This window comes from Simplicispira suum (assembly GCF_003008595.1).
In the GTDB taxonomy this organism is placed as follows: domain Bacteria; phylum Pseudomonadota; class Gammaproteobacteria; order Burkholderiales; family Burkholderiaceae_C; genus Simplicispira; species Simplicispira suum.
Map to the genome: position 1 here is coordinate 206,641 of NZ_CP027669.1, position 24,766 is coordinate 231,406.

Genomic DNA, 24,766 nt, shown 5'->3' on the forward strand with positions numbered 1-24,766 from the left:
CCAAGCCTCCCTTTAATGCCTCAGCGACAGGCCATTGCGCCAGCACGGTCTCTCAGGGTTTGGCACGGTGTTTCATGGTTTAAGACCGACCCCGACAAGAAAGGTTTCCGACGATTTGTCGCGCGAGGCCTTGGGCTTGAGCGGCTTGACGAGACGAAAGTTTGCACGGAACGCATCAACCAGCTCGGCATACCCGCCGCCGTGAAACACCTTGGCCACCAGCGCCCCGTCCGCTTGCAGGTGATTGCGGGCAAAGTCGATCGCCAGCTCCACCAGCAGCGAGATACGCGCCGCATCGGTCGCCGCAATGCCGGAGAGGTTGGGCGCCATGTCGGAGACCACCAGATCAACCTTGCGCTCACCAAGAGCGGCCTCCACCTCGGCCAGCACCACTCCCTCACGAAAATCGCCTTGAAAAAAGCGCACTCCATCAATCGGCTCCATGGGCAGCATATCCAGGGCCACGATGGCGCCGGTGCCGCCCAATCGACGACGCACATACTGACTCCAGGCTCCAGGCGCACTGCCCAGATCCACCACCACGGCGCCGGGGCGGATCAGGCGAAAGTGCTCGTCGATCTCCTTGAGCTTGTACGCAGCGCGAGCGCGGTAGCCTTCTTGCTGCGCGAGTTTGACGTAGGTGTCATTGACGTGGTCGTTGAGCCACGCCTTGTTGACCTTCTTGCTCTGGGTTTTGACTTTCATGGGGACCTATTGTCTCCCGGCCCACGACGAAGTCTCTGTATTCAAAATGTGTCCAAAGCCCCATGCGCCGGGCCGCAGATAATACGGGTATGCCCCAAATAGAACTTGACTCGGCCGCGCGCCGCGAATACCGCGCTCAGGCGCACCACCTCAATCCCGTGGTGATGGTGGGCGGCGACGGCCTGACACCCGCCGTACGCAAGGAGATCGACGCTGCACTCAATGCCCACGGCCTGATCAAAATTCGTGTTTTCGGTGATGACCGCGCCGCCCGCGAGCTGATGTACCAGGAACTGGCCGCCGAACTCAGCGCCGCACCCATTCAGCATATTGGCAAGCTTTTCGTGCTGTGGCGCCCACAGCCCGAAAAGGAGCGCAGCGTGGACGAAGACCGCATGCCGGGCCCGCGCGACGTGAAAGTACTCAAATACAGCAAACGCGGCGGTCAGCGCCCCGAAATCAAACAACTGCGTGTGCTGGGCAACCAACGCCTCACGCCGGGTGGCCAGGTGAAACGCGCCAAAAAACCCAGACTCACATCCATCAAGAAGCGCCAGGCCCCTTGATGCCATGAGCGGAGCGAGTCCGGCGCAGCCGCGCCACGTCATCTGCATGAAATGGGGCCACAAGTACGGCCCCGAGTACGTCAACCGCCTGTATGCCATGGTGCGGCGCCACCTGCGCGGACACTTCCACTTTGTCTGCCTGACGGACGATGCAACCGGTATCCGCAGTGAGGTGCAGTGCTTGCCGATTCCGCCGCTGGATTTGCCCGCAGGCATTCCCGAGCGCGGCTGGAACAAGCTGGCCACGTTCAGTGCGGACCTGCATGGCCTGAAGGGAACGGCGCTGTTTCTTGACGTGGACGTGGTGGTGACGGGCAGCCTGGACGACTTTTTCACCCAGCCGGGTGAGTTCCTGATCATCCATGACCACAAGCGCCCCTGGCGCATCACCGGCAACTCGTCGGTGTACCGGTTCGAGCTGGGCGCGCACCCCGAAGTGCTCAGCTACTTCCGCTCACACTTCAATGAGATTCGCGCCAAATTTCGCAATGAACAGGCGTATTTGTCGGATTTTCTGCACCGCCAGGGCAAGCTCAGCTATTGGCCCGCAGCATGGTGCCCCAGTTTCAAGTACCACTGCATTCCAACCTGGCCCACCAACTACTGGCAGCCCCCCTTCGTACCCGAAGGCGCGCGCGTCGTGATCTTTCATGGCGAATGCAATCCGCCCGACGCACTGGCCGGCCGGCGCAACCGGCGTTTTCGTTTCATCCGGCCGGCCACCTGGGTGGCAGAGCACTGGTACGAATAGAGCGATGGAGAGCGCGCTTAGGCGTCTCTCTTGGGTCCAGCGGTACACCACAGCACCATCAGCGCGCACAGCCACTGCAGGCCCAACATGGCGCTGCCTGCGCTGTGCCACAAACGCAGGTTCTGCCGCGCCTCAATGCGGGGGGCCACGCCGAATTGCACCAACACTGCCAGCAGCATTCCGCCCAGTATGAAAAGCATAGCTGCTCGCGCCCATGGATACTGCGTTACCTCCCCTTTTGGCCTGGAAATCAGCAGCAGCAAAAGGCCGCAAGCGACCGACACCCAGGTCTGTGCAGCAAACAGCCGTGCGGCCATGTGGCCGGCCATGGCCGGCGTTGGCAAATAGGCGAACAACAGCGGCACGACGAGCGCACCCAAGGTGGTCAGGCTCCCCCACCACAACGCGGCCAGCAGCACGGGCAGCCGTTCGCGCATGCTCAGGCATAGTTGACGGCGACGATCTCGTAATGGCGTATGCCGCCTGGCGCCACCACTTCAGCGGTGTCCCCCTCCGACTTACCGATCAGCGCGCGCGCAATGGGACTGCCAATGTTGATCAGGCCTTGCTTCAAGTCGGCCTCATCCTCACCAACAATCTGGTACGTGACTGCTTCACCGGTGTTTTCGTCTTCCAGACGGACGGTGGCACCAAACACTACGCGGCCTTCCGCGTCGATGGCAGTAGGGTCGATGATTTGCGCAGCCGAGAGCTTGCCTTCGATTTCCTGGATGCGTCCTTCAATAAAGCCCTGGCGGTCTTTGGCGGCGTCGTATTCGGCGTTTTCGCTCAGGTCGCCCTGGGCCCGTGCTTCGGCAATGGCTGCGATGACCCCTGGGCGGTCGACGGTCTTGAGGCGATGCAGCTCGGCCTTGAGCTTCTCGGCGCCGCGTTTCGTGATGGGAAGAGTGGCCATGGCCTGACGTCTCCGTTGGTGTTGGTGCGCTGTTGACAAGCGCGGCAATTGTCTTCGCATGCACAGCCAGAGTGCGGTGTGCCATGCCCCAAAAGCAAACCGCCGCACGTTGCCGCGCGGCGGTGTTGTTCATGCGGCCATTATGCCGCGTTTGCTTTGCTTAAAAAAATGGCAAAGCTACACCAGCAGTTGCGCGTGCATTTCCTGTACCGAAATCACATCGAGTTGGTCCACGTGCCGCAGGCCCTCCACAGCCGCCTCTGCGCCGAAAATGGTGGTGAAGGTCGTGACCCGCGCCAGCAGCGAACTGGTGCGGATGGCGCGCGAATCGGCAATGGCGTTGCGGCGCTCTTCGACCGTGTTGATGACCATGACAATCTCGTTGTTCTTGATCATGTCGACGATATGCGGCCGTCCTTCGGTCACCTTGTTGACCACCTGCACCGCGACGCCCGCTGCTTCAATGGCCGCTGCCGTGCCCTTGGTGGCCACCAGCTCAAAGCCCAATTGAACGAGCTGGCGCGCAATATCGACAGCGCGCGGCTTGTCGGCGTTCTTGACAGTAAGGAAGACCTTGCCCGACTTGGGCAGCACGGTGCCAGCGCCGAGCTGGCTCTTGACATACGCCTCGCCAAAGGTCTTGCCCACGCCCATGACTTCGCCGGTGGATTTCATCTCGGGGCCGAGGATGGTGTCCACGCCGGGGAACTTGACGAAGGGGAACACGGCCTCCTTGACGCTGAAGTACGGCGGTGTCACTTCCTTGGTGATGCCTTGCGAAGCCAGCGTCTGGCCCGCCATGCAGCGCGCCGCGACCTTGGCCAGCTGGATGCCGGTGGCCTTGCTGACGAAAGGCACGGTGCGTGATGCCCGTGGGTTCACTTCGAGCACGTAGATGACGTCCTTGCCATCCACCTCCTGAATGGCGAACTGCACGTTCATCAGGCCCACCACGCTCAGACCTTCAGCCATGGCCCCAGTCTGGCGCTTGATTTCGTCTATGGTGGCCGCTGCCAGGTAGTACGGTGGCAGCGAGCAGGCCGAATCGCCGCTGTGCACGCCCGCCTGTTCGATGTGCTCCATGACGCCGCCGATGAAGGTGACACCTGCAGAGTCGCGCACGCAGTCCACGTCGCACTCGATGGCGTTGCTCAAAAAGCGGTCCAGCAGCACGGGCGAGTCGTGGCTCACCTTGACGGCTTCGCGCATGTAACGCTCGAGGTCGCGTTGCTCATGCACGATTTCCATGGCGCGGCCACCCAGCACATAGCTCGGGCGCACCACCAATGGGTAGCCCAGGGCTTCGGCCTTGGCCAGCGCGTCGGCTTCGGTCCGCGCCGTGGCGTTGGGCGGCTGGCGCAAATTGAGCTTGTGCAGCAGGGCCTGAAACCGCTCGCGGTCCTCCGCAGCGTCGATCATGTCGGGGCTGGTGCCGATAATGGGCACGCCCTCGGCTGCCAATGCCAGCGCCAGTTTCAAGGGCGTCTGGCCACCGTATTGCACGATGACGCCTGCGGGTTGTTCCTTGTCGACAATTTCCAGCACGTCTTCCAGCGTCACCGGCTCGAAATACAGGCGGTCCGAGGTGTCGTAGTCGGTGGAAACCGTCTCGGGGTTGCAGTTGACCATGATCGTCTCGTAGCCATCCTCGCGCATGGCAAGGGCCGCGTGCACGCAGCAGTAGTCGAACTCGATGCCCTGGCCGATGCGGTTGGGACCACCGCCCAGCACCATGATCTTCTTGTTGCTGGTCGGCAGGGCTTCGCACTCGCTGCCCTCGGCCTCGTAGGTCGAATAGAGGTAGGCGGTGTGCGTCTCGAATTCGGCGGCGCAAGTGTCCACGCGCTTGTAGACCGGACGCACGCCTTGCTGGCGGCGTGCCTCGCGCACGGCTTTTTCCGTGGTCTTGAACAGCTTGGCCAGGCGCCGATCGGAAAAACCTTTTTGCTTGAGTGTACGCAGCGTGGCGGCGTCCATGGAACCCAAGGCGCCCTCGCCTTTTGCGGCCACGAGCTGGTCGATGTCGAGCTCGATCTTCACGATCTGCTCGATCTGCACCAGGAACCAGCGGTCAATTTTGGTGAGTTCAAACACCTCGTCCACCGACAGCCCCATGGCAAAGGCGTCCCCCACGTACCAGATGCGCTCGGGGCCGGGCTCGCCCAATTCGCGCTCCAGCACCTCGCGGTCCTGGGTTTTTTCGTCCATTCCATCCACGCCCACTTCCAGGCCACGCAGGGCTTTCTGGAAAGATTCCTGGAAGGTCCGGCCCATGGCCATCACCTCGCCCACGCTCTTCATCTGCGTGGTCAGGCGGCTGTCGGCGGTCGGGAACTTCTCGAAGGCAAAGCGCGGAATCTTGGTGACTACGTAGTCGATTGACGGCTCAAACGACGCCGGTGTGGCGCCGCCCGTGATCTCGTTGCGCAATTCGTCGAGCGTGTAGCCCACGGCCAGCTTGGCCGCCACCTTGGCAATCGGGAAACCCGTGGCCTTGGAAGCAAGTGCCGACGAGCGCGAGACGCGCGGGTTCATCTCGATGACGATCATTCGGCCGTCCTTCGGGTTCACCGAGAACTGCACGTTCGATCCGCCCGTATCCACGCCGATCTCGCGGAGCACCGCGAGGCTGGCGTTGCGCATGATCTGGTATTCCTTGTCGCTCAAGGTCTGCGCCGGGGCCACGGTGATCGAATCGCCCGTGTGCACGCCCATGGGGTCGAGGTTTTCAATCGAGCAGATGATGATGCAGTTGTCCGCCTTGTCGCGCACCACCTCCATCTCATACTCTTTCCAGCCGAGCAGCGATTCCTCGATCAGCAGCTCATTGGTGGGCGAGGCTTCCAGGCCACGCTTGCAGATGGTCTCGAATTCTTCCGGGTTGTAGGCGATGCCGCCGCCGGTGCCGCCCAGCGTGAAACTGGGGCGGATGACGGTGGGAAAACCCAGCGTTTTCTGCACCACCCAGGCCTCGTCCATGGTGTGGGCGATGCCCGATCGCGCCGAGCCCAGGCCGATGCGCGTCATCGCATCCTTGAACTTGAGACGGTCCTCGGCCTTGTCGATGGCTTCGGGCGTGGCGCCGATCAGCTCCACCTTGTATTTGTGCAGCACCCCGTTGCGCCACAAATCCAGCGCGCAATTGAGCGCCGTCTGCCCACCCATGGTCGGCAGGATGGCGTCGGGGCGCTCCTTGGCAATGATTTTCTCTACCGTCTGCCAGGTGATGGGCTCGATGTAGGTGACGTCGGCTGTGGCCGGGTCGGTCATGATCGTCGCGGGGTTGCTGTTGATCAGGATGACCTTGTAGCCCTCCTCGCGCAGTGCCTTGCAGGCCTGAACACCGGAGTAGTCGAATTCGCAGGCCTGGCCAATGATGATGGGGCCAGCGCCGATGATGAGAATGCTTTGAATGTCTGTGCGTTTTGGCATGAAGATCAGTCGTTGGGGTCGGCTGGAGCGGCAGTGGGCGCGGCAGGCGCGACATCGCCGGGGCGTCGGCGCAGGCGCTCAAGCAGCACGGCGGCGCGCTCTGCGGGCAGGTTTTTCTGCATCAGCTGGAGCAAACCATCGCCCTGCACCAGAGGGCTGAGAACCTCGGTCTCGGCCTCGTGGAATGTGACATCCCACTCGGCCAGGACTTCGTTGAAAGTGGCGTCGTCCCAGGTCTTACCCTTGGACACCAGCGTGACCAAGGGCATGGCCTTGCGTTCCACAAAGGCCTTGCGGTAAGGTTTTTGCTGCCAGCGCTCGGCAAACCACTCGCGGTGCGGAGAAGCAAGTGTCAGCAGGCGTTTGTGGATCGCCTTTTCGAGCGCCGCTGCGGGAAATTTGAAGAGCTTCATGCTGCTACCGAAACCGCCGTAGCCGCCGCCTTGCTGTGTGCAGCGCGCATGGCGTCGATGAAGCGGTCAAACAAATAGTCCACATCGTGCGGGCCCGGCGAAGCTTCCGGGTGCCCCTGGAAGCTGAAGGCTGGTTGATCGCGGTAGGCCAGGCCCTGCAAAGTGCCGTCAAACAGGCTGATGTGCGTGGCACGCACCTGCGCGGGCAGGCTGTCCGCATCCACCGCAAAACCGTGGTTCTGGCTGGTGATGCCAACGCGCCCGGTGTCGAGGTCTTTGACCGGATGGTTGCCACCATGGTGGCCGTGGCCCATCTTGAAGGTTCGGGCTCCAGCGGCCAGGGCCATCAGCTGGTGGCCCAGGCAGATGCCAAAGGTGGGAATGCCGGTGGCGACAATTTCGCGCACCGCATCAATGGCGTAGTCGCAGGCCTGCGGGTCACCCGGGCCGTTCGACAGAAAGATGCCGTCGGGCGCCAGCGCCAGGGCCTCACGCGCCGGGGTTTGCGCCGGCACCACGGTGACGCGGCAGCCGCGCTCGGCCAGCATGCGCAGGATGTTGAGCTTCATGCCGTAGTCGTAGGCGACGACGTGGTGGGTTGGGGATTGCTGCTGTCCATAGCCGCTGCCCAACTGCCACTCCGTCTGGGTCCACTCGTAAGGCGCGCGCACCGACACCTGGCGCGCCAGATCCAGCCCTTCCATCGATGGCGCAGCGCGCGCGGCGGCCAAAGCCTCCTCGCGGCGCTCGGCGGTCACCGCTTCGCCCGGCGCGAGCGCCAGGATGCAGCCGTTTTGTGCCCCATGGGCCCGCAGGTGGCGCGTGAGCTGGCGGGTGTCGATATTGGCAATGGCCACCGTGTTCGCGCGCATCAGGTAGCCGGACAGGCTGTCGGTGCTGCGGAAGTTGCTGACCAGCAAGGGCAGGTCTTTGATGATCAGTCCTGCGGCATGGACCTTGTCGGCTTCGATGTCCTCGGCATTGACACCGTAGTTGCCGACGTGAGAGACCGTGAGCGTCACGATCTGCTGGCAGTAACTGGGGTCGGTGAGGATTTCCTGGTAGCCGGTCATGGAGGTGTTGAACACCACCTCACCGACGGTGGAGCCGGCGGCTCCAATCGAATTTCCGACAAAGACCGTGCCGTCTGCAAGCGCCAGGATGGCGGGCGGGAAATTTCCCTTGAGAGACAAAAGCACTGGGTTCTCCGAATGGTTACGGTCGCCCGGCGCCTGCGCGCTGCCCCGCATGGCGTGCGTGGGCGGCAGCTCTCAGATGGGTTGTTGCTTTGGGTGCGATCGGGCGACGCTGTTGCGAGAAAAGCTCCTGATTGTAGCCGCAGGCGCCTCTTCCCGCCGGAAGGCATGCTGCTCTCACCGCGTCGCCGAACGGTCTTTGGTACGCTTGAAGTCAGCGCGCGCTGGCGCTGGCGTGCAGGCAAATTGCGGCCGCCGCAGCCACGTTGAGCGACTCTTCGCCACCCGGCTGGGCAATGCGGATGCGCCGGGAGGCCCGCCCCTCCAGCTCGGCCGACACGCCCTGCCCTTCGTGGCCCAGCACCCAGGCACAGGGCCAGGGCAGTTCCGCGCGATGCAGGAAGTCGCCTTCGTGCACATGGGTCACCAGCATGGGCACCCGCAGCGGCTGAAGGTCTTCGAGGCTTGCGGCTTCGATCAGGTCCAGTGCGAAATGCGCGCCCATGCCCGCCCGGAGCACCTTGGGCGACCACAGGGCAGCGCTGCCCTTGAGGGCAAGCACCTGCCGAAATCCAAATGCGGAAGCACTGCGCAGGATGGAGCCGACATTGCCAGCATCCTGCACGCGGTCGAGCACCACCGTCGCCGCATCGGGTTGCAGCGCGGTGGCAGCAGGCAGTTCGATGATGAAGCCCATGCGCGCTGGAGACTCCAGGCCGCTGATGTCGGCAAACAAGGCATCGGACAACACTATCGTTTTGCTAGCTGCTAGCGCCCATTCCACCTGCGCCAGAGGCCAAAAAGACTCCGAAAAAACCGCAATCGAGACACGCTGTCCCCGCGTCAGCGCTGCACGGCAGAGGTGATCGCCTTCGACCCAGACGCGGCCCTGCTTGCGATATTGCGTGCTGTCCTGCGCCAGTCGGCGCAGATCTTTGACGAAGGCGTTGTCCCGCGAATGGATCGCTGTCACCAAGGGCGAGGTCATCGGCAGACCTCTTCACGCAGGCTCTGCGCCACGGGCGCAAAAGAGCGCCGATGGTGAATGCATGCGCCATGCACGTGCAAGGCAGCCATGTGTGCGGCCGTACCGTAGCCCTTGTGTCCGGCAAAACCGTACTGCGGAAATGCATCGTGCACCTGCACACACCAACGATCCCGGTGCACCTTGGCCAGAATGGATGCAGCCGAAATGGCTTGTACCAACGTGTCGCCCTTGACGATGGCCTCGGCCGGCATATCGAGCAGCGGCAGGCGGTTGCCATCGACCAGCACCATGGCCGGTTTGAGCCGCAAACCCATCACGGCCCGGCGCATGGCCAGCAGCGTGGCCTGCAGGATGTTGAGCCGGTCGATTTCTTCCACGCTGGCCTCGGCAATGCTGCAGCACAGCGCCTTGGCGCGAATTTCGTCGTAGAGCTTTTCCCGCCGGGACGGCGTCAGCTTCTTGGAATCAGCCAGTCCGGCGATGGGATGCAAATCATCCAGGATGACGGCCGCCGCCACCACCGGGCCTGCCAGCGGGCCGCGACCCGCCTCGTCCACCCCCGCCACCAGGCCGCGAGGGTGCCATGGCAGGCAGGATTGTTCAGGCCGTGGGGGCAAGGACTTTCTGGATTGCATCGGCGGCCAGTTGGGGGGTATTGCGCTGCAAGCTTTGGTGCAGTGCGGTAAAGCGCTGGTGCAGCGCGGTCATTCGGTCAGGGTCCTGCTCCAGCGCATCGAACCACTGCAACACCGCAGCGGCCAGCGACTGCGGCGTGGCATCGTCCTGAAGAAGCTCGGGCACGACAAAATCCTTGCACAAGATATTGGGCAAACCCACCCAGGGCTGCAATTGCTTGCGGCGCATCAGGCGCCAACTCAGCGGGTGCATGCGGTAGCCGATGACCATGGGGCGCTTGAACAGCGCGGCCTCCAAGGTCGCAGTGCCGCTGGCAATCAGCGTCACATCACAAGCCGCCAATGCCGTGTGCGATTGACCGGAAATGACCTGCAGCACATCGCCCAGACCGCAGGTGCGCGCCGCTTGCTCGATACGGTTGAGTAAGGCCGGGACCGCAGGAACTATCATTTTTATAGCCGGAAGCGCTTGATGGATAAGCGCTGCAGCCTCAAAGAACCTTGGAGTGATGTACTGCACCTCGGCCGACCGGCTGCCTGGCAGTATGGCCAGCACCGCATCATGGTCCTGCAGCCCCAATACGGCACGGGCTGCGCGGCGGTCGGGCTCCATGGGAATCACTCCGGCCAGAGGGTGCCCCACATAGGTGGCGGCAATGCCGTGGAGCGCAAGCAAAGCTGGTTCAAAGGGAAAGATGCAGAGCACATGGTCGGCTGCGCTGCGGATTTTCTCCACCCGATCTGCACGCCAGGCCCAGATGGACGGGCAGACAAAATGCACGGTCTTGATACCAGCGGTGCGCAGGTCGGCTTCCAGTCCCAGATTGAAGTCGGGGGCATCGATACCAATAAACACGTCGGGCGGGCCACCCAGCAGCCGCCCGCGCAGCTGGCGCCGCATGCGAATGAGTTCGGCGAGACGGCCCAGCACCTCAAAACTGTAGCCGTGAACAGCAAGCCGCTCACTGGGCCACCAGGCGTCAAAACCTTGCCCGGACATCTGGGGGCCGCCAATGCCGAATGCCTGCAGATCGGGCCACAGGCCGCGCATGCCGCTCAGCAGCAGGCTGGCCAGCAGATCGCCAGACGTTTCGCCCGCCACCATGGCGATGCGCGGTTGCTGCGCCATATCCTCAGCGAACAATGCCGCGCGACGACGCATCGAGCAGATTGAGCATCAACGCCACGTCCTGCTGCGCCTCCTCGGTCGGCAATGCTGCAATGGCCGCGCGCGCTGCCGCCAGCGTCAGCCCCTGGCGATAGAGAAGGCGGTGCATCTGCTTGATGACCGCAACCCGCGCGCTGGAAAACCCCCGCCGCCGCAGGCCTTCGGCGTTCAGGCCGCGCACCGCCAGCGGGTTGCCGTCCACCATCATGAAGGGCGGAACGTCCTGCGAAATATGGCTGGCAAAACCCGCCATGACATAGGCGCCCACGCGTGTGAACTGATGGATGCCCGTCAGCCCGCCGATGATGGCGAAATCGTCGATCTGCACATGTCCCGCCAGCGTCGCATTGTTGGCCAGCACCGTGCCATGGCCCACCGTGCAGTCGTGCGCGATGTGGACGTAGGCCATGATCCAGTTGTCGTCGCCTACCGTCGTGACTCCGCGATCCTGCGCCGTGCCGGTGTTGATGGTGCAGAACTCGCGGATGGTGTTGCGATCGCCAATGACCAGGGCCGTGGCTTCGCCGGCATATTTCTTGTCCTGGGGCGGCGCGCCGACGGACGCAAACTGAAAAATGCGGTTGTCCTGGCCAATGCGGGTGTAGCCATCAATCACGCAGTGCGCCCCCACCGTGGTGCCCGCACCAATGCGCACGTTCGGTCCGATGACCGCGTACGGTCCGATCTGCACCGAAGCGTCGATCTGCGCTGCCGCGTCCACCACGGCGGTGGAGTGAATGTGGGCCGCTGCCAATCCCGCGCCCTCCGTCAGCCTACGGCGCGCATGGTGCACATGAGTTGGGCTTCACAGGCCACTTCGTCACCCACGCGCGCGATGCCTTTGAACTTCCAGATGCCGCCACGTACACGGTCGATGGTGATGTCCAGCATCAGTTGGTCCCCCGGTTCGACGGGGCGCTTGAAGCGTGCGCCATCGATGCCGACAAAGTAGTAAATATTGTTTTCATCGGGCACCTGACCCATGGCGTCAAACGCCAGCAGGCCTGCGGCCTGGGCCAGGGCTTCAAGAATGAGCACTCCTGGCATGACGGGGTGGCCGGGGAAATGCCCCATGAAATAGGGCTCGTTGAAAGTGACGTTCTTGACCGCCTTGATGCGCGTGTTGCGTTCGAGTTCAAGCACCCGATCCACCAGCAGAAAGGGGTAGCGGTGGGGGAGCTGTTTGAGAATTGCGTGAATATCCATCATGAGCGTTCGATCTTGTTGTTCTGCAGGAGGCCTTCAAGCGCCTTGATGCGCTCGCGCAAGCTGTGCAATTGTTTGAGCGTGGCGGCGTTCTTTTCCCATCGCGCATTGTCATCGATAGGAAACATGCCCGTGTACTGACCTGGCCGCGCCAGGGAGCGGGTCACCACGGTGGCTGCCGACACATGGACGTCGTTGGCCACGCTGAGATGGCCCAGCACGATCGCGCCGCCGCCAAAAGTGCAGCGCTCGCCAATCTGTGCACTGCCCGCCACCCCCACGCAGCCGGCCATGGCGCTGTGGCGCCCTACGCGAACGTTGTGACCGATCTGCACCAGGTTGTCGATCTTGACGCCGTCCTCGATCACCGTGTCATCCAGCGCGCCACGGTCGATGCAGGTGTTGGCACCGATTTCCACATCGTCGCCAATGCGCACGGCGCCGAGCTGCTCGATCTTGACCCAGGTGCCTCGCTCGGACGCAAAGCCAAAGCCGTCGGCACCGATCACGGCGCCGGAATGCAGGACGCAACGCTCGCCGATATGGCAGTTTTCACCCACGGTGACACGAGGATGCAAGACGGTTCCTGCGCCAATGCACGCGCCCCGCTCCACTACGCACAGAGGTCCGACGCAGGCCGTGGCATGCACCTGCGCATCAGCGCTCACCACCGCGCTCGGGTGAACGCCGGCCCGCAAGGGCGGCGCCGTGCGGCGCTTCCACAACTGGGTGGCGCGAGCAAAATAGACGTAGGGATCTTCCGCCACGATGCAGGCCCCGCGCGCGCGCGCCGAATCTGCCATGGCCGGAGCCACAATGACGCAAGCCGCCTGAGAGGCGGCCAGTTGCTGCTGGTAGCGGGGATTGCTGAGGAAGCTGAGCGCATTCGCGCCCGCCGTCTCTAGCGGTGCCAGCCGCTCAATACACACCTGGGCGTCTCCGTGCAGGCAGCCGCCCAAGGCCTCAGCGATTTCCCCCAGGCGAAGACTCACGCCAAACCCGCAGAATGCTCGGCGCGCTTATTTGGCCGGCGCAGCATTGAGCGCCTTGATCACTTTGTCGGTGATGTCGTTCTTGGGGTTGATGTAGACGGCCTGATCAAGAATGATGTCGTATTTTTCTTGCTCGGCAATCTGCTTGACCACCTTGTTCACACGATCGCCCATCTGGGTCAGCTCTTCGCTCTTGCGCAAGTTGAGGTCTTCCTGAAATTCGCGCCGCTTGCGCTGGAAGTCACGGTCCTGATCCACCAGCTGGCGCTGGCGGGTGGTGCGCTGGCTCTCGGACAGCGTGGGCGCCTCACGTTCAAATTTTTCGTTCGCGGCCTTGAGTGCATTGCCTTGATCGAGCAGTTCCTTGTCGCGCCGCGAGAACTCCTGCTCCAGCTTGGCTTGCGCTGCTTTGGCGGTGTTGGCTTCGCGAAAGACGCGTTCGGTATGCACGAAACCGGCCTTGAATTCCTGGGCCTGCGCGGGCACCCAGGCAGCCACAGCGGCCAGCGCCAGGGTGCAAGCGGCGAAACGAGAAGTATGTTTCATTAGAAAGACGTTCCGATCTGGAATTGCAATTCCTGAATTCTATCCCCGGCGAATTTGCGCACTGGCTTGGCGTACGCCAGGCGCAGCGGTCCGAGTGGCGAGATCCAGCTCAGGCCCACGCCCACTGAGGCACGCATTTCGCTGAAACGGACACGCTCGTTGTCGCCATACACGTTGCCAAGGTCGGCAAAAGTGAACACGCGCAAGGTGCGATCGTTGCCGGCGCCCGGGAAGGGGGCGATCAGTTCGACGTTGAGTGAGACCTTTTTCGGCCCACCCAAGGATGCACCGGTCACGTCGCGCGGGCCCAGGGTGCCCTGATCAAAGCCACGTACGGATCCCAGGCCGCCCGAATAGAAGTTCTTGAAAACCGGGAACGGCCGGCCGTTGATGCCCTTGCCCACCCCCACTTCTCCGTTAAAGGCCAAGGTGAACTTCTTGTTCAGCGGCACATACTGCTGGTACTGGTAATTGGCCCGCACGTAGCGCGCATCTCCAGCGACGGACCATTCCGAATTGAACTTCTGATAGACCCCTACATTGGGGGCCAGCGCGCTGTCGCGGCTGTCGCGCGACCAACCAATCGTGAGCGGCACCGCCGAGCTGCTGTAGCCATAGCGGTCCGCATACACCAGATAGGCCGCAGGAATGTTGGTCCCCGGCTTGATGCGGGTTTGCTCCAGCCCGCCGCCAAAAAACACGGTGTCGGTTTCGCTGAATGGCACACCAAAACGTGCGCTGGCGCCGGTCGTCACCAATTCGTAGTTGCCACCCTGGTCTTCATAGGGTTTGTCGGTGCGGTAGTACAAGTCGATCGTGCGCGAAATACCGTCCTGGGTGAAATACGGATTGGTGGTGCTGAATACCAAGGTACGTTTGTACTTGCTGGTATTGACGTCGATGCCCAGGTAGTTGCCCGAACCAAAAACGTTTTCCTGCTTGATGGCAAACGAGAAAGACACTTTCTCGGCACTGGAAAAGCCCGCGCCCAGCTGCAGGGAACCCGTCGGTTTTTCTTTCACGCTGATCACCAGATCGACCTGATCGGGTGCGCCGGGTACTTCCTGGCTCTCCACGTCGACCTCGGTAAAGTAGCCAAGGCGGTCGACGCGGTCGCGCGAGAGGCGGATTTTCTCGCCGTCATACCAGGAGGCCTCAAACTGGCGGAATTCGCGCCGCACCACCTCGTCCCGCGTGCGATCATTGCCCGCGATGCTGATGCGCCGCACATAGGCGCGGCGCTGCGGATCGGCGGTCAGCACAAGCGCCACCTGGCCTTTTTCGCGGTCAATCTCGGGAACGGCTTCGATGCGCGCAAAAGCAAAGCCAAAATTTCCAAAGTGGTCAGAAAACGCCTTGGTGGTTTCTGCCACCTGATCGGCGTTATAGGGCTCGCCGGCGCGGATCGCTACCAGAGATTTGAACTCGTCATCGCGGTCCAGGTAGTTGCCCTCCAGCTTGACGCTGGAGACTACAAAGCGCTCCCCTTCGGTCACGTTGACCGTGATGGAGATGTCCTGCTTGTCCGGCGTGAGCGCCACTTGTGTGGAATCAATGCGGAACTCCAGGTAGCCGCGCTGCAGGTAGTAAGAGCGCAGCGTTTCCAGATCGGCATTGAGTTTGGCGCGCGAATACCGATCTGACTTGGTGTACCAGCTGAGCCAACCACCAGTGTCCTGGTCAAACAGGCCCTTGAGCGTCGATTCACTGAAGGCCTTGTTGCCCACAATGTGGATGTCCTTGATGCGCGCCGTATCGCCCTCGGTTACCGTGAACGTCAGATTGACGCGGTTGCGCTCAATCGGCGTAACCGTAGTAACCACTTCGGCGGCATAAAAACTCTTGTTCAGGTACTGGCGCTTGAGCTCTTGCTCGGCGCGATCGGTCAGCGCCTTGTCGTACGGGCGCCCGTCGGTCAGGCCGATGTCGCGCATGACGTTCTTGAGCGTTTCTTTGTCGAACTCGCGTGCGCCAGCAAACTCGACATTGGCAACCGTGGGACGCTCCTGTACCACCACCACCAGCACGTCCCCCGAAGCTTCGAGGCGCACATCGGTAAACAGTCCCAGACCAAACAGGGCCCGAATGGCTGCGGAGCCCTTGTCGTCGCTGTATTCGTCGCCCACGCGCAGCGGGAGCGACGCAAACACCGTCCCCGGTTCCACGCGCTGCAGGCCTTCGACGCGGATATCGCGGACCTTGAAAGGCTCCAGAGCCCAGGCGGCCTGGGCCGCGAGAACCAGGGCTGCCACGGCCGCAACGGTCCGCACGCCAAAGCGAGGTAGTTTTTTATTCATGGAAAGAGGTCGATGTCGGTACCACCGTGCGCCAGCGCCCGGGGCCCGCAGGTTAGCCAAACAGCCGGTTCAGATCGTTAAACAATGCGATGGACATCATCAGCAGCAAAATGGCGACACCGCCGCGCTGCAGCTTTTCCATCCAGGCCTCGGACACACCCTTGCCCGTGAGACCCTCCCAAAGATAATACATCAGGTGCCCCCCATCGAGCACCGGCAAGGGCAGCAGGTTCAGCACGCCCAAGCTCACGCTGATCAGTGCCAGAAACGTCAGATAGTGCGTCAGTCCGCCATGCGCTGAACGGCCAGCGTAGTCGGCAATGGTCAGCGGACCGCTGAGGTTTTTGATCGAGGCTTCTCCGATCAGCATGCGGCCCATCATTTTGAGCGACAGCGCAGAGACCTGCCAGGTGCGCTCGACACCGCCCCACAGACCTTCCAGCACGCCATAGCGCACGGTGGTGAACTGCGGCGGCTCGCCCACGTACGCGCCGATACGGCCAATCTTCGCGCCCTCTTCATCCGCGAGGTCGGGAGCGATATCCAGCTCCAACAGGCGTCCGCCCCGCTCGATGCGCCAAGGCTGCGCCAAAGGCGCGCCAGCCCGCACCGAAGAGCGAATGCGCTCACGCAATTGCTGGGCATCGCCAATATCCGCATCGCCGATGCGCAAGACCAGATCGCCCGGCTGCAAGCCAGCGCGAGCCGCTGCGCCGCCCTCCATCACCTCGCCGATGACCGGCCGAGTCCAAGGCGTGACAATGCCAATTTTTCGAAGCAGCTGGGCATCGGCTTCGCGTACATCAATCTGATCGAGTGGCAACAGCACAGAGCGCAGCGGCGCGCCAGGGCGGACCTCCACTTCCAGCCGCACTGGCGTGCTGTCCAGCGCACCGCGCGTCAACGTCCAGCGCAGGTCCTCAAACGAGCGCAACTCGCGCGGCTCGTCGTCGCCGAGCGCAGCGCTTTGAATGCGTTCGCCGCCGTGCAGCCCTGCCACCTGTGCAATGGAGCCAGCCGGCGGGCTGGAAATGTAGGCCATGGGTTCCTGGACACCCGCCCAATTCACCAACGCATACAGAAGCACCGCAAGCAACAGATTGGCCAACGGCCCCGCAGCAACAATGGCGGCGCGCGCGCGCAAGGGTTGCGTATTGAATGCCAAGTGCCGCTCCTCGGGGGACACTGGGGCTTCGCGCTCGTCCAGCATGCGTACGAAACCACCCAGCGGAAAAGCGGCCAATACAAATTCGGTCGATGAGCCCTTGGGTTGCCAGCGCAACAAGGGTTTGCCGAAGCCAATGGAAAACCGCAGCACCTTGACACCGCAGGCCACAGCCACACGGTAGTGGCCGTACTCGTGCACGGCAATGAGGATGGCAAGCGCGCCAATGAAAGCGATCAGTGTCAGCACGTGCAACTCCTTGCGAAGGTCAGGCCGCCATGCGCGCGGCGTGCTGCTGCGCGCTGCTGCGCGCCTGTGCATCAAGCTCAAGCAGCGCCGCCAGCGAATCGGGTTTGGAGGAGGGAACTGCGGTCAAAGTTTCGACATTCAAGGCGTGAATCTGGTCAAACCGGATGCGCCGCTCCAGAAAAGCCGCCACGGCCACCTCATTCGCTGCGTTGAGCACCACCGTGCTTCCCGGCGGAGCCGCCAGGGTTTCCCAGGCCAGGCGCAGCGAAGGGAAACGCTCTGGATGCCCGTGATCGTCGATGGACTCGAAGGTCATCGCGCCAAGTGCATGAAAATCGAGTGCCGCCGCGCCCGAGGCGACACGCTCGGGCCACGACAGGCCGTACGCAATAGGCACGCGCATGTCTGGTGTGCCCATTTGCGCCACCACCGACATGTCGCGGTACTGAACCATGGAGTGGATGGTGCTTTGCGGGTGAATGACCACATCCAGCTGCTCTGGCGCCAAACCAAACAAATAGCGGGCCTCGATGACTTCGAGCGCCTTGTTCATCATGGTGGCCGAATCGACCGAGATCTTGCGTCCCATGACCCAATTGGGGTGGGCACAGGCATCCTCGGGGGTCACGTCGCGCAAGCTGCCCGGCGCGCGCGAGCGAAACGGGCCGCCCGAGGCGGTGAGGATGATTTTGTCGACCCGCTCACCCCAGGTCGCAGGATCGTCCGGCAGAGACTGAAAAATCGCCGAATGCTCGCTGTCAATCGGCAGCAGCGTCGCATGGCCGTCCCGCACCGCACGCAGAAAAACTTCGCCACCCACCACCAACGCTTCCTTGTTGGCCAGCAGCAAGCGCTTGCCGGCGTGCGCGGCCGCCAGACAGGGCGCCAGACCGGCGGCTCCGACGATGGCCGCCATCACGCTGTCGACCTCTGCGTGAGATGCTATTGTTTCAAGAGCGTCCGGCGCTTGCAGTACCTGCGTTGGAAGCCCATTGGACTGAATTTTTTCCGCCAGATCGCGGGCATGTGCCGCGCTTGCCATCACCGCGTAGCGGGGCCGAAACTGCGCGCATTGCGCCAGCAACAGATCGGTTTGCGTGGCGGCGCTCAAGGCAAAGACTTCAAAGCGCTCAGGGTGGCGCGCGATCACATCCAGGGTGTTCTTGCCAATCGACCCGGTGGAACCGAGCACCGTCACGCGCTGGCGCATCACGACACCAGACGGGTGAGCATCATGGCGATGGGCAGCGTAGGCAACAAGGCATCGACGCGGTCCAGCACTCCGCCGTGGCCGGGCAGCAGCTTGCTGCTGTCCTTGGCCCCCGCACTGCGCTTGACCAGCGATTCGATCAGATCACCCACCACGCTCATGCAGGCCATGAAAAGCGCGCCCAGCACCAGCAGCCAGGCGCCCTGGCTCCACAGCCGTGAATAAAAGCTGGGCACGGCTGCCTGCCAATGCGCGTCGGCCAGAACCCAGCACAGGCCCAGCAGCAATACGCCCGCCATGCCACCCCAGACGCCTTCCCAGCTCTTGCCGGGGCTGATGGAAGGCGCCAGCTTGTTCTTGGTAAACCGCAGGCCAAACGTGCGGCCAGCGAAATACGCGGCAATGTCGGCCATCCAGACCAGCGTCATCACCGAAAGCAAAAAATTGATCCCAATAACGCGCGCCTGCACCACCGCCAGCCACGCCAGCCACAAGCCGAGCACACCCAGCACCAGACGCAATGCGCGTGGGATGCGCGGCCAACCCGGCACGCCTGTGCGCAGCAACCAGGCGCTGCCCAAGACCCACACACCCCCGCTAACAATCCACAACAGAGCCAGCGGCTGCGTTATCCATCCGCCGAGCCAGGCTGCGGAACACAGCGCCACACAGACGGCGGAAAGCGCCAGCGATGCCGCAAACGAGCAGCCGTTGAGGCGCCCCCACTCCCATGCGCCGCCAGCCATCAACACCAACACCACCCCGGCAAACGCTACGGGGTCGGGATAGAACAGCGCAGGCACCAAAATGGCCAGCAAAACCAGGGCGGTGAGAATGCGCTGCTTGAGCATGAAGGCCTTTCAGGCGCGCGCCAGCACCGGCGGCTCACTGGCAAGTTGTTCGGAAATCAGGCCAAAGCGGCGCTCGCGGGCATGGTAGGCGGCAATGGCAGCATCCAGCGCCGCCTCGTCGAAGTCGGGCCAAAGCTTGTCGCTGAACACCAGCTCCGAATAGGCCGCCTGCCAGAGCAAAAAGTTGCTCAAGCGCATTTCGCCTCCGGTACGGATCAGCAGATCCGGGTCGCGCACATGCGACAGCGCCATGGCTGCGTCCAGGCTCTCCGGCGTAATGGCCTCGCCGCGTGCGGCCAGACCGGCCGCCGCCTGGGCGATATCCCAGCGCCCGCCGTAGTTGAAGCAAATATTGAGCAGCATGAGCTGGCAATGGGCCGTCTGCGCTTCCGCCTGCTCCAGACCGGCGCGCAAATGCGCCGACAGGCTGGCACGGTCGCCCACGAAACGCACGCGAATGCCATCGCGCGCCAACTGGGGTACTTCGCGGCCGATGGCCCGTGCGAGCAACTCCATCAGGCCCGACACCTCGTCCGCTGGGCGGCTCCAGTTCTCCGATGAAAACGCGAACACGGTCAGTGCCGACACCCCACGCTCAGCGCAGGCCTTGACGCAGCGGCGCAAGGCATCCACGCCCTGTTTGTGACCCGCCAGGCGCGGCAAAAAGCGGCGCTTGGCCCAGCGGCCATTGCCATCCATGACGATGGCAATGTGCTCAGGAGCAGGCAGAGGTGAGGCCATGGAGGGAGCGCGGTGCCGCAGCAGCTTCACACCGCCAGGATGTCCTGCTCCTTGGCAGCCACCAAGGCATCGATTTCGCTGATGTGGCGGTCGGTAATCTTCTGAATATCGGCTTCGGAGCGTTTCTGGTCGTCTTCGGACGCCAGTTTGTCCTTCACCATGCGCTTGACCGCTTCATTGGCGTCGCGGCGCAGGTTGCGCACGGCGATCTTGGCTGACTCGCCTTCGTTGCGCGCCAGCTTGGTCATTTCCTTGCGGCGCTCTTCGCTCATCGGCGGCATGGGCACGCGAATCAGCTCACCCAGGGAGGCGGGGTTGAGTCCCAGATCGCTCTCGCGAATCGCCTTTTCGATCTTGGCGCCCATGTTCTTTTCCCAGGGCTGCACGCTGATAGTGCGCGCATCGAGCAATTGCACATTCGCCACTTGGCTCAGCGGCACCATGGAACCGTAGTACTCGACATGGATCGAGTCGAGCAAGGCCGGGCTGGCGCGGCCAGTGCGGATCTTCTGCAGATTGTTCTTGAAGGCAACAATGGACTGATCCATCTTGCCTTCCATGGTCTTTCGAATGTCGGCTGTCATGTTCTTTCTCCTCGAAATCGGGGATCTGTGGCCGCGCAGCGCTTCACGCGTGCACCAACGTGCCTTCGTCCAGACCCATGACGACGCGCTTGAGTGCGCCGGGTTTGAAGATGGAAAACACCTTGACGGGGAGCTTCTGGTCACGGCACAAGGCAAACGCCGTGGCGTCCATGATGCCCAGATTGCGTGCCATGGCTTCGTCAAACGTCAGTGTGGCATAGCGCGTGGCTGAGGCATCCTTGTGCGGATCGGCGGTGTACACGCCATCGACTTTGGTGGCCTTGAGCACCAATTCCGCACCAATCTCCGCGCCCCGCAGGGCGGCGGCCGTGTCGGTGGTAAAAAAAGGATTGCCGGTGCCGGCAGCAAACACCACCACCTTGCCTTCTTCCAGGTATTGCAGCGCCTTGGGACGCACATAGGGCTCGACCACCTGCTCGATGGAGATGGCCGACATCACACGCGCTGTGAGCCCCTGCTTGTCCATGGCATCCGCCAGCGCCAGTGCATTCATTACCGTGGCCAGCATGCCCATGTAGTCGGCCGTGGCGCGGTCCATGCCTTCGGCGCCGCCTGCGACCCCGCGGAAGATGTTGCCTCCGCCAATGACCACCGCCACTTCGACGCCCATGCGGGTGACCTCAGCCACCTCCCCCACCATGCGCACGATGGTCGCGCGGTTGATGCCGAAGGCATCTTCGCCCATGAGCGCCTCGCCCGACAGCTTGAGCAAAATGCGCTTGTAGGCCGGCGTGGAGGTGGTCATGGGGTTCTTTCGTAAGACGGAGCAAAAATGGGCGGATTGGTCGTCGAAAACTCAGGCGCCAGCCTTGGCAGCAGCGACCTGGGCAGCGACTTCAGCGGCGAAGTCATCCACCTTTTTCTCGATGCCTTCACCCACCACGTACAGCGTGAAGCCCTTGATCTGGGTGCCGCGCTCCTTGAGCATTTGCTCGACGCTTTGCTTGTCGTTCTTCACGAAAGCCTGGTTGAACAGCGACACTTCCTTGAGGTACTTCTGCACGCCGCCTTCGATGCGCTTGGTCACGATTTCATCGGACTGCACCGGCTTGCCTTCGGCCTGCGCCTTGGCCTTGTCTTCCGCTGCCTTGGCGGCGGCGACCGAGCGCTCTTTCTCAATCAGTTCGGCGGGCACGTCGCTGCTGGCCAGGGCCACGGGCTTCATGGCGGCAATGTGCATGGCCACGTCTTTGGCAGCCGTCTCGTCGCCTTCGTACTGCACCACGACGCCGATGCGCGTGCCGTGCAGATAGGACGCAAGCTTGTCGCTGCCAGCAAAACGCTGGAAGCGGCGAAACGACATGTTCTCGCCGATCTTGCCAATGAGGCCCTTGCGCACGTCTTCCAGCGTGGGGCCAAAGCTGTCCTGCTCATAGGCGAGCGCACCCAGGGCGGCGATGTCGGCAGGATTGTGCTGGGCGACCAGTTTGGCTGCGGCATTGGCCATGGCGATAAAGCTATCGTTCTTGCTGACAAAATCGGTTTCGCTGTTCACTTCGAGCAGGGCGCCGGTATTGCCATCGATGAAGCTGGCCACCACGCCTTCGGCGGTGATGCGCGATGCTGCCTTCCCGGCTTTGGTGCCGAGCTTGACGCGCAGCAACTCTTCAGCCTTGGCCATGTCGCCAGCGGCTTCGGTCAGCGCCTTCTTGCATTCCATCATCGGCGCGTCGGTCTTTGCGCGCAGTTCGCCCACCATGCTTGCGGTAATTGCAGCCATCAGTCATTCTCCAAAGTCAATTCATATCAGGGTAAAAAAAAGGGGGCAATCGAGCCCCACTTTTTTCCGCGACAAAGCGCCGCGCGGACAGGGGGGTTCAGGCTGCGGAGCTTTCCACTTCGACGAACTCGTCCGAAGCTTCTGCGGAAACCGCCTTCACCACATCGTTCACCGCGTTGTTGCGGCCTTCGATGACTGCGTCAGCCATGGCACGCACGTACAGATCCACCGCCTTGGCGGAGTCGTCGTTGCCGGGGATGACGTGGTCAATGCCTTCGGGCGAGTGGTTGGTATCGACCACGCCAATCAGCGGGATGCCGAGCTTCTTGGCTTCGGCAATGGCGATCTTGTGGAAACCCACGTCGACCACGAAGATCGCGTCGGGCAAAGCAGCCATGTCCTGAATGCCGCCGATGTCTTTTTCGAGCTTCTCGATCTCACGCGTGAACATGAGTTGCTCTTTCTTGCTCAGGGCTTCAAGGCCACCTTCCTGCTGCGCCTTCATGTCTTTGAGGCGCTTGATCGAGGTCTTGACGGTCTTGAAGTTGGTCAACATGCCGCCCAGCCAGCGCTGGTTCACGTAGGGCACACCAGCGCGCAGGGCTTCAGCGGCAATGGTGTCACGGGCCTGGCGCTTGGTACCGACAAACAGCACGGTGCCGCGGTTGGCGGTGAGCTGCTGCGCGAACTTGGCCGCGTCCTGGAGCATCGGCAGCGACTTTTCCAGGTTGATGATGTGAATCTTGTTGCGGTGGCCGAAGATGAACGGTGCCATCTTGGGGTTCCAGAAACGGGTCTGGTGGCCGAAGTGAACGCCGGCTTCCAGCATTTCGCGCATAGTGACTGCCATAAAAGTGCTCCAAAGGTTGGGTCTAAAATCCAGTCCGACATCGCGGCCCGCCACTCAAGGGCAAGGCCGCAACACCTTGGCGGGACTGGTTTGCTATTGGTTTCGCTAGGGTTTTCACGCCCCGCAAAACCCAAGGATTCTAGCATAGGCATGGCAAAAGACCTTGACAGCACGCTGCGCCTGCTGCACGCCGGCGGCACCACTGCAACGGCGGAAATGGAGCGCTGCCTCGATCGGGCGCACGCTCCCGAGTGCCAGCATGTCTTCACGCCCTTGCTTGCCGGGCAAGCCGCGCGCGAAGCCGCCAACCCAGGGCAGGCCCACCGTCCCCTGGCCGGGCTGGCGGTGTCGGTGAAAGAACTCTTCGACATGCAAGGCATGACCACCCGGGCGGGCTCCACGGTGCTGGCCGAGGCGCCGCCTGCGGCATGCGATGCAGCGGCCGTGCAGCGTCTGCGCGCAGCAGGCGGCGCTGTGATCGGGCGCACGCAGATGGTGGAATTCGCCTTTTCCGGCGTGGGCACCAACCCGCACCATGGCACGCCGGCAGCGTTTGATGGCCGCTTTGGCGCACTGCCAGGGCCAGCGCGTGTGCCCGGCGGGTCGTCCTCAGGCGCGGCGGTATCCGTGGCCACCGGGGCGGCATTTATTGGCCTGGGCTCAGACACCGGGGGTTCGATCCGCATTCCTGCGGCCTTGTGTGGCATTGTGGGCTTCAAGAACACCGCCCGCCTGGTTCCCACCTCGGGCGCCGTGCCGCTCTCGACCACCTTGGACACCGCGTGCGCCATGACGCGCTCGGTACCGGACGCTGTGCTGGCACACGAGATTCTGGCTGCGCGGCGCGTGACGCGCAGCCAGGCGCCCCTATCTGCCTGGCGCCTGGCAGTGCCCGGCGGGGTGTTTCTCGAAGGCTTGGAGCCCCCCGTGCGCAGCGCGTTCGAGCGCAGCGTCGAGCAGTTGCGCCGCGCCGGCGCGCGCATCGTCGAAATCGAACTGCCCGAAGTCGCGCAACTCTCCGGCCTGCAGGCCACAGGCGGTTTTGCCGCAGCCGAGAGTTACGCCTGGCACCGGCAACATCTGGCCCAAAGCGGGCCTGCCTACGACCCGCGCGTGCGGGGGCGCATCGAACGCGGCGCGCGCATGTCTGCGGCCGATTACATCGATCTGCTGCACGCACGCACCGCCTGGATCGCGCAGATCGAGGCCGCCATTGCCGGCTTTGACGCCCTGCTCTCACCCACCGTCCCCATCCTGGCCCCACTGCTCGCGTCCGTTGCACCGGCCGACGGCACCAATCCACAACAGGATGCAGCGCGCGACGCGGAGTTTGGACGCGTCAATGCCCTGCTGCTGCGCAACCCCAGCATTGTCAATATGCTCGACGGTTGTGCGCTGTCGTTGCCCTGCCACCAGGCCGGAGAACTTCCGGTCGGCCTGATGCTGTGGCACGCCGCGATGCACGACGATGCGGTGCTCAATGTGGGCCTGCGCGTCGAAGAACAACTACAAGAATCATAGCTACTAGCGCTTGATGGATAAGCGCTAGAGGCCAAAAACACCT

The 24,766-nt window shown here is 62.8% G+C and carries 25 protein-coding genes; 3 read left to right on the top strand and 22 right to left on the bottom strand.

The annotated features are described in order from the left end of the window. Positions 1–72 precede the first annotated feature (72 nt). The gene (locus tag C6571_RS01005) at positions 73–705 is read right to left on the bottom strand and encodes an RlmE family RNA methyltransferase (RefSeq protein WP_106445048.1); all 633 of its coding nucleotides are present in this window, start codon (positions 703–705) and stop codon (positions 73–75) included. 89 nt (positions 706–794) lie between these two features. Here C6571_RS01005 and C6571_RS01010 point away from each other — a divergent pair, with 89 nt between their 5' ends. Beyond that, positions 795–1,271, top strand: a complete 477-nt coding sequence (locus C6571_RS01010; RefSeq protein WP_106445049.1) for a YhbY family RNA-binding protein — start codon at positions 795–797, stop codon at positions 1,269–1,271. 4 nt (positions 1,272–1,275) lie between these two features. Further along, a complete protein-coding gene (locus C6571_RS01015) occupies positions 1,276–2,022 on the top strand; it encodes a glycosyltransferase (RefSeq protein WP_106445050.1) in 747 nt (248 codons plus the stop codon). Positions 2,023–2,039: 17 nt separating this feature from the next. Here the strand turns inward: C6571_RS01015 and C6571_RS01020 are convergent, their stop codons facing one another. From C6571_RS01020 to rpsB, 21 genes are all read right to left on the bottom strand, one after another. Next, positions 2,040–2,459, bottom strand: a complete 420-nt coding sequence (locus C6571_RS01020) for a DUF4149 domain-containing protein (RefSeq protein ID WP_106445051.1) — start codon at positions 2,457–2,459, stop codon at positions 2,040–2,042. A gap of 2 nt (positions 2,460–2,461) precedes the next feature. Further along, positions 2,462–2,938 (bottom strand): transcription elongation factor GreA, encoded by a 477-nt coding sequence (gene greA / locus C6571_RS01025; protein ID WP_106445052.1) that lies wholly within the window; start codon positions 2,936–2,938, stop codon positions 2,462–2,464. A 177-nt stretch (positions 2,939–3,115) separates the two neighbouring features. Continuing rightward, entirely contained in the window at positions 3,116–6,370 is a 3,255-nt protein-coding gene (gene carB / locus C6571_RS01030; RefSeq protein ID WP_106445053.1) for a carbamoyl-phosphate synthase large subunit, read from the bottom strand. A gap of 5 nt (positions 6,371–6,375) precedes the next feature. Then, positions 6,376–6,783 carry a hypothetical protein gene (locus C6571_RS01035; protein ID WP_106445054.1) on the bottom strand — a complete coding sequence of 136 codons (408 nt, stop codon included), beginning with the start codon at positions 6,781–6,783 and terminating at the stop codon, positions 6,376–6,378. Further along, positions 6,780–7,982, bottom strand: a complete 1,203-nt coding sequence (gene carA, locus C6571_RS01040) for a glutamine-hydrolyzing carbamoyl-phosphate synthase small subunit (protein WP_106447958.1) — start codon at positions 7,980–7,982, stop codon at positions 6,780–6,782. Before carA ends, C6571_RS01035 begins: the two co-directional genes overlap by 4 nt. Positions 7,983–8,193: 211 nt before the next feature. Continuing rightward, complete coding sequence (locus C6571_RS01045; protein WP_106445055.1) at positions 8,194–8,967, bottom strand: TrmH family RNA methyltransferase; 774 nt, start codon at positions 8,965–8,967, stop codon at positions 8,194–8,196. After that, on the bottom strand, positions 8,964–9,602 hold the full coding sequence (gene rnhB, locus C6571_RS01050) for a ribonuclease HII (RefSeq protein WP_106445056.1): 639 nt from the start codon (positions 9,600–9,602) through the stop codon (positions 8,964–8,966). Before rnhB ends, C6571_RS01045 begins: the two co-directional genes overlap by 4 nt. Further along, entirely contained in the window at positions 9,568–10,731 is a 1,164-nt protein-coding gene (lpxB, locus tag C6571_RS01055; RefSeq protein ID WP_106445057.1) for a lipid-A-disaccharide synthase, read from the bottom strand. The genes rnhB and lpxB overlap by 35 nt, the downstream gene beginning before the upstream one ends. Before the next feature lie 4 nt (positions 10,732–10,735). Beyond that, on the bottom strand, positions 10,736–11,524 hold the full coding sequence (gene lpxA / locus C6571_RS01060; RefSeq protein ID WP_245901346.1) for an acyl-ACP--UDP-N-acetylglucosamine O-acyltransferase: 789 nt from the start codon (positions 11,522–11,524) through the stop codon (positions 10,736–10,738). A 14-nt stretch (positions 11,525–11,538) separates the two neighbouring features. After that, positions 11,539–11,979, bottom strand: a complete 441-nt coding sequence (fabZ, locus tag C6571_RS01065) for a 3-hydroxyacyl-ACP dehydratase FabZ (protein WP_106445059.1) — start codon at positions 11,977–11,979, stop codon at positions 11,539–11,541. Beyond that, positions 11,976–12,968: a UDP-3-O-(3-hydroxymyristoyl)glucosamine N-acyltransferase gene (gene lpxD, locus C6571_RS01070; RefSeq protein ID WP_106445060.1), complete on the bottom strand. Its 993-nt coding sequence runs from the start codon at positions 12,966–12,968 to the stop codon at positions 11,976–11,978. Before lpxD ends, fabZ begins: the two co-directional genes overlap by 4 nt. A gap of 27 nt (positions 12,969–12,995) precedes the next feature. Then, positions 12,996–13,514: an OmpH/Skp family outer membrane protein gene (locus C6571_RS01075; RefSeq protein ID WP_106445061.1), complete on the bottom strand. Its 519-nt coding sequence runs from the start codon at positions 13,512–13,514 to the stop codon at positions 12,996–12,998. Next, positions 13,514–15,811 (bottom strand): outer membrane protein assembly factor BamA, encoded by a 2,298-nt coding sequence (gene bamA / locus C6571_RS01080; RefSeq protein ID WP_106445062.1) that lies wholly within the window; start codon positions 15,809–15,811, stop codon positions 13,514–13,516. Before bamA ends, C6571_RS01075 begins: the two co-directional genes overlap by 1 nt. 52 nt (positions 15,812–15,863) lie before the next feature. Next, the gene (gene rseP, locus C6571_RS01085) at positions 15,864–17,225 is read right to left on the bottom strand and encodes an RIP metalloprotease RseP (protein ID WP_245901347.1); all 1,362 of its coding nucleotides are present in this window, start codon (positions 17,223–17,225) and stop codon (positions 15,864–15,866) included. A gap of 19 nt (positions 17,226–17,244) precedes the next feature. Continuing rightward, entirely contained in the window at positions 17,245–18,435 is a 1,191-nt protein-coding gene (dxr, locus tag C6571_RS01090) for a 1-deoxy-D-xylulose-5-phosphate reductoisomerase (protein ID WP_106445064.1), read from the bottom strand. Beyond that, positions 18,435–19,286, bottom strand: a complete 852-nt coding sequence (locus tag C6571_RS01095) for a phosphatidate cytidylyltransferase (RefSeq protein ID WP_106445065.1) — start codon at positions 19,284–19,286, stop codon at positions 18,435–18,437. The genes dxr and C6571_RS01095 overlap by 1 nt, the downstream gene beginning before the upstream one ends. Before the next feature lie 9 nt (positions 19,287–19,295). Beyond that, entirely contained in the window at positions 19,296–20,027 is a 732-nt protein-coding gene (uppS, locus tag C6571_RS01100; protein WP_106447959.1) for a polyprenyl diphosphate synthase, read from the bottom strand. A gap of 26 nt (positions 20,028–20,053) precedes the next feature. Continuing rightward, on the bottom strand, positions 20,054–20,611 hold the full coding sequence (gene frr / locus C6571_RS01105; protein WP_106445066.1) for a ribosome recycling factor: 558 nt from the start codon (positions 20,609–20,611) through the stop codon (positions 20,054–20,056). Positions 20,612–20,654: 43 nt separating this feature from the next. Then, on the bottom strand, positions 20,655–21,377 hold the full coding sequence (pyrH, locus tag C6571_RS01110; protein ID WP_106445067.1) for a UMP kinase: 723 nt from the start codon (positions 21,375–21,377) through the stop codon (positions 20,655–20,657). A 51-nt stretch (positions 21,378–21,428) separates the two neighbouring features. Beyond that, on the bottom strand, positions 21,429–22,352 hold the full coding sequence (gene tsf, locus C6571_RS01115) for a translation elongation factor Ts (RefSeq protein ID WP_106445068.1): 924 nt from the start codon (positions 22,350–22,352) through the stop codon (positions 21,429–21,431). A gap of 97 nt (positions 22,353–22,449) precedes the next feature. Beyond that, positions 22,450–23,202, bottom strand: coding sequence for a 30S ribosomal protein S2 (gene rpsB, locus C6571_RS01120; protein ID WP_106445069.1), 753 nt, complete (start codon positions 23,200–23,202; stop codon positions 22,450–22,452). Positions 23,203–23,352: 150 nt separating this feature from the next. Here rpsB and C6571_RS01125 point away from each other — a divergent pair, with 150 nt between their 5' ends. Further along, the gene (locus C6571_RS01125; protein ID WP_106445070.1) at positions 23,353–24,723 is read left to right on the top strand and encodes an amidase; all 1,371 of its coding nucleotides are present in this window, start codon (positions 23,353–23,355) and stop codon (positions 24,721–24,723) included. Positions 24,724–24,766 lie beyond the last annotated feature (43 nt).

Excerpts from the sequence above, each read along its gene's own strand:
- lpxB (WP_106445057.1), bottom strand. The coding sequence starts at position 10,731 with ATGGCGCAGCAACCGCGCATCGCCATGGTGGCGGGCGAAACGTCTGGC.
- fabZ (WP_106445059.1), bottom strand. The coding sequence starts at position 11,979 with ATGATGGATATTCACGCAATTCTCAAACAGCTCCCCCACCGCTACCCC.
- bamA (WP_106445062.1), bottom strand. The coding sequence starts at position 15,811 with ATGAATAAAAAACTACCTCGCTTTGGCGTGCGGACCGTTGCGGCCGTG.
- C6571_RS01075 (WP_106445061.1), bottom strand. The coding sequence starts at position 13,514 with ATGAAACATACTTCTCGTTTCGCCGCTTGCACCCTGGCGCTGGCCGCT.
- C6571_RS01095 (WP_106445065.1), bottom strand. The coding sequence starts at position 19,286 with ATGCTCAAGCAGCGCATTCTCACCGCCCTGGTTTTGCTGGCCATTTTG.
- dxr (WP_106445064.1), bottom strand. The coding sequence starts at position 18,435 with ATGCGCCAGCGCGTGACGGTGCTCGGTTCCACCGGGTCGATTGGCAAG.
- rnhB (WP_106445056.1), bottom strand. The coding sequence starts at position 9,602 with ATGCAATCCAGAAAGTCCTTGCCCCCACGGCCTGAACAATCCTGCCTG.
- C6571_RS01125 (WP_106445070.1), top strand. The coding sequence starts at position 23,353 with ATGGCAAAAGACCTTGACAGCACGCTGCGCCTGCTGCACGCCGGCGGC.
- rpsB (WP_106445069.1), bottom strand. The coding sequence starts at position 23,202 with ATGGCAGTCACTATGCGCGAAATGCTGGAAGCCGGCGTTCACTTCGGC.
- C6571_RS01010 (WP_106445049.1), top strand. The coding sequence starts at position 795 with ATGCCCCAAATAGAACTTGACTCGGCCGCGCGCCGCGAATACCGCGCT.
- greA (WP_106445052.1), bottom strand. The coding sequence starts at position 2,938 with ATGGCCACTCTTCCCATCACGAAACGCGGCGCCGAGAAGCTCAAGGCC.
- carB (WP_106445053.1), bottom strand. The coding sequence starts at position 6,370 with ATGCCAAAACGCACAGACATTCAAAGCATTCTCATCATCGGCGCTGGC.
- tsf (WP_106445068.1), bottom strand. The coding sequence starts at position 22,352 with ATGGCTGCAATTACCGCAAGCATGGTGGGCGAACTGCGCGCAAAGACC.
- C6571_RS01020 (WP_106445051.1), bottom strand. The coding sequence starts at position 2,459 with ATGCGCGAACGGCTGCCCGTGCTGCTGGCCGCGTTGTGGTGGGGGAGC.
- C6571_RS01015 (WP_106445050.1), top strand. The coding sequence starts at position 1,276 with ATGAGCGGAGCGAGTCCGGCGCAGCCGCGCCACGTCATCTGCATGAAA.
- C6571_RS01035 (WP_106445054.1), bottom strand. The coding sequence starts at position 6,783 with ATGAAGCTCTTCAAATTTCCCGCAGCGGCGCTCGAAAAGGCGATCCAC.
- uppS (WP_106447959.1), bottom strand. The coding sequence starts at position 20,027 with ATGGCCTCACCTCTGCCTGCTCCTGAGCACATTGCCATCGTCATGGAT.
- C6571_RS01005 (WP_106445048.1), bottom strand. The coding sequence starts at position 705 with ATGAAAGTCAAAACCCAGAGCAAGAAGGTCAACAAGGCGTGGCTCAAC.
- C6571_RS01045 (WP_106445055.1), bottom strand. The coding sequence starts at position 8,967 with ATGACCTCGCCCTTGGTGACAGCGATCCATTCGCGGGACAACGCCTTC.
- pyrH (WP_106445067.1), bottom strand. The coding sequence starts at position 21,377 with ATGACCACCTCCACGCCGGCCTACAAGCGCATTTTGCTCAAGCTGTCG.
- frr (WP_106445066.1), bottom strand. The coding sequence starts at position 20,611 with ATGACAGCCGACATTCGAAAGACCATGGAAGGCAAGATGGATCAGTCC.